The following is a 3,813-nucleotide window of genomic DNA, read 5'->3' on the forward strand; positions in this document are numbered from 1 at the left end:
CGTCACTTATTCCCGTCGATCCATTTTGACATCAGCCCCTTGTCGCGGAAACACTCCTCTGGCACGGCGCGCTGTTTGACCCGGGCAAGTCGTTCTGCGAAGGCCATCTGCTTCGAGCTGGGAAGCCGGTCAAACTCCGAGACCGGCTTCAAGCGGGCTTGCACCTCGATCCAGGCACTGAGGGACCTGCGGTCTTGCTGAACGTCCCAAGGCAGCAGGGTCTGGTTGCGCAGGGCGAGCGAGCGGGCATAGGCAACCTGCTTGGGCGTCGCGGGCAGGGTATATGTGTGGCTATCCATCGGGAGCTCCCTTGCTGGCTTGGCTGCAATAATAGAACATAAAGGGAACGAATTCAAGTCAAGCGAAGGGAACGACCCGGTTCGAGAGCGAGAGGTGGCCTGAGAACGGCAAGGCCTGAGGGCGCTCTGGGGAGGGCGTCCCGGCCTATCTCTCATCTTGCAGCTTCCGGGTGACCTATCTCGCGTCTGTTTCGCGCCGAGGTGCTGTTCGCTCTCGCGATCCCGCGCTTGCGCCTCTGCCGTAGCCGAGGCACTGCAGCCAGCTTCGCCTCAAGGCATCCAGATTGACGCGCCGCGTCTGCCGATTGAGATGGAGCGCAACCTGCGGCTCAGGCGGCGTCGCGGTGGACCGGCTCCTTGCCGTGGTTTGAGCGCCTGTTTCGCGGGTTTGCCGGCCGGTCGGGCGCGGCTGGGGGTTTGTTGGCAGGAAGGGCTTTGTGGCCTGGAGCAGGGCTCCAGGCCTTTGCCTGCGGCCGGGGTTTCCCCCCTTGTAGCGGGCACGAACCTGTCCGCCCGACCGCTACTCCGACGTTGGGTGCTTGTGCAGGCCAAGCTCATACCATTTCGTGCGTGACATCCCGGCGCGCACCCATGGCTTTTCCCGGGCAGCGGAGTTCTCTGCGAGCCACGCCGCCCGCGGTGTCGCACCCGCCTCAAGACGCCTTCGCTTTTCCCGCGATGCTTTCCTACGGGCGCGTTCCCGTGCCGAGAAGACCTGCTCCAGACCCAGCGTGCATGCGACCGGATCAGAGATATCCAGCAGCTCGGCGACCCTCGCCCCGGAATAGTGCAGGCGCCCATCCAGAGCTGGCGAGGACGAGCAGGCTTTCTGTGCTTGGCTTTCTGCGCCTCTGATGATCCCCGCCACCTCGCGATCAGAGAGGTCCGGCGTGGCGATGGCGGCAATTCTGGCTACTTCCCTTTCGATCTGCGCCACCCGACCCGTGTGCGTGAGGCATGTTGCAACCAAATGGAGGTACGTGTTCCGCTTGCCCTCAGGGACCCGTCCCCCCCAGTGCGCTACGATCTTCTCGAGATCGCGCGCGATCATCGCAAAGCGCTTACCAGGAGAGAGGCCACGAGACTGACCTGATTTGGTTTTGTCTGCTTTCTTTCTTTGGCAATCCAAAAGTTGACGACGTGTAGGCCGTCCCGCAGCACGAAAAATTTGGTCCGCCAGATCGTCAAAATTGTATCGCTGCAATGTCCCGTCGATCGTCCGCACCTCTTCGCCTGTCTTGAGGTTGATAGTGCCCGGGACCCGGAAAACTCTCGATACGTCGCTGCAGGCGCTGTCCGCGCCCAGGTGCCGGAACAAGTCGATGAGGCAACTGAGGCAGGCGCTCCATCTCGGATGTGCCTTTATCGGGAGCGGGTCGATCAGCCAGACCGCTGCAAGTCCGCGTCCGGTGAAAGTCAGAACTGTTGGCCGGGGCAATCCGTGCCCATCGATCTCTGCATGTAATCGCTCGACCCAGAAATCGTGCGGTAGATTACTGCCTGGCAGGCGGTGCACATCAAGATCGAGGTAGAGTGCGTTGATCTGGGCAAGGCGATCAGACTTTCGAGGACCATGGAACCTGTTGAGTGTCAGATACGTGCTTTCGTCGAGCAACGACTCTACGATGATTGGTGCCGTCTCGACCGAGTATGTCCGCGTGAGTGCCTCGTCACGGCCTTGGATGATTGTGAAGGACACTTTGCCGATGCTTCCGCAAGGGTGGAGCAGTCGAACATAGTCGACAGCGGAAAGATCGGCGGCGGCCGGTGAGTTTGGGCGGGCGTGAGGCGATGAATGTTCCATCGCGGGGATTTGGTATCGCGGGAGTCACCACGGAAATCGATGCGAAGCCACGACGCAACGGGGGGCATCTGACGCAAAGATTGGCCCTTGGATAGGCTATTGCAGGCATCAACCCTCGAAGATGCGTGGGAACAGCATTTCGGGCGTCACGCTCGGAAACCGGAGTTCGAGCGCGCCACGCGGGGTCTCCGACCCAATGAGGGACTATCGTGAATTTTGTGCGCTGACGTGGCAACTGCTCGAAGAGGAGACCCCGTATGAGCACCGAAAAAGACCGCTGGACCGATTGATGGAAGCACGCCCACGCGGTGACCGTGTTTCGGTTTGTGTGCCTGCTATGGCAAGTATTGCGATAGCCTTCGTTGCTTCCTTCGCGGGTTTGCCGGGCGGTCGGGCGCGGCTGGGGTTTTGTTGGAGGGAAGGGCCTTGTGGCCTGGAGCGGGGCTCCAGGCCTTGGCCTGCGGCTGGGGTTTCCCCCCTTGTAGCGGGCACGCACCTGTCCGCCCGACCGCTACTCCGACGGTGGGTGCTTGTGCAGGCCAAGCTCATACCATTTCGCGCGTGACATCCCGGCGTGCATCCAAGGCTTTTCCCGTGCAGCCGCGTTCTGCGGGAGCCACTGCGCCCGTAACAGATCTTGGAAGTTTCGCGCGACGATTTAGCGTGGCGCCTGCAAACCCTGGTGCTTTAGATTGTCTGTGCGGCACTGCGCGCTGCCGTTCACGCGATTTGTTTTGCTCAGGGAGCGCTTCGCCAGTCGAGGGGCCGGGAATCCCGGTTCTCGTCTGCGTCGAAGGCCTCGCTCATCAGCGCGTCGATCATGTCCTGGCCGCGTCGACGCTGCGCCTGGGCGACCGCCGCCGACTGGTAAGCGTGCCGCGTGCGGGGGTCACGCTGCGCGTTGAGCGCCAGGGCCATCTCCACACCTTCCGGTCCGAGTTGCCCGAGCTCGGAATGGATCTGCATCCGCGCTATGTGGGCTCCTGTGCCCATATGTTTGCGCCAGACCGCGGAAGGATAGCCCTGTGAGAGTTGTCGGCCGCGAATGTCGCGGAACAGTGGGAGCTGATCTCTGATCGCCTCGGCGCGGAAACGCTCCAGATAGGCTGGATCCATGCCGCGACAGAGCAGCGCATCCAGAAACGGCGCCAGACGTGGGTGCAGACGACCTCGAAGAGGCTCCCCTTCCTTGTTGGTGTCGATGTCGACCCTGTAGCGCGCCCCGTCGAAATCAATGCCATCACCCCAGTTGATCCCGCCATCCTCCAATCGGAGCGGGATCAAGGTCCACAATGCGATGCAGCACGCCTCGTTGATCAGACGGATCTGCGACTTGCGACGTGTTTCGGTGCGGCTTTCCTCGAGCAAGGAATGGGCGAGGCGCCAGATCTCTGCGAGATCCGGCAGTCTCTTGTACCGACCCGCCTTGAGCCCCACAACACTGTCGAGATCCGTGCGCAGGGTGACCTCGTGGGCGCGGATGGCGGCCAGCGTCAAGGTGTCGATCCCGAGCGCCTCGGCAAATTGCCGCAAGCGCATCACGGCTGTGTGCCGGGTTGCGGGGCGATCCCCCTGGTGCGCGTAGCGGGCGGTTTCAGGGTCCGGTGCCAATTCGGTGCGCCGGGCCTCCATTCGGCGGATGCCATCGATGGTGATTGCCACCTCGGCCCCGGCATCGATCTGGACCCGTGCGTACTCTCGGAGCACCTC

Annotated in this window: 3 protein-coding genes; all 3 read right to left on the reverse strand. The window is 62.3% G+C overall.

What is annotated here, in order from left to right; genetic code table 11:
* Positions 1-2 precede the first annotated feature (2 nt).
* A complete protein-coding gene (locus BCY78_RS24125; protein ID WP_068306892.1) occupies positions 3-299 on the reverse strand; it encodes a hypothetical protein in 297 nt (98 codons plus the stop codon).
* 520 nt (positions 300-819) lie between these two features.
* Entirely contained in the window at positions 820-2,103 is a 1,284-nt protein-coding gene (locus BCY78_RS25455) for a hypothetical protein (protein ID WP_139103318.1), read from the reverse strand.
* A gap of 738 nt (positions 2,104-2,841) precedes the next feature.
* The coding region (locus tag BCY78_RS25760) for a hypothetical protein (protein ID WP_158516003.1) at positions 2,842-3,813 on the reverse strand (972 nt) is incomplete at its 5' end.

The organism is Pararhodobacter sp. CCB-MM2 (assembly GCF_001691415.1).
Taxonomy (GTDB): Bacteria; Pseudomonadota; Alphaproteobacteria; order Rhodobacterales; family Rhodobacteraceae; genus Pararhodobacter.

Coding starts and splice junctions, on each gene's coding strand:
- BCY78_RS24125 (WP_068306892.1), bottom strand. CDS start 299: ATGGATAGCCACACATATACCCTGCCCGCGACGCCCAAGCAGGTTGCC.
- BCY78_RS25455 (WP_139103318.1), bottom strand. CDS start 2,103: ATGGAACATTCATCGCCTCACGCCCGCCCAAACTCACCGGCCGCCGCC.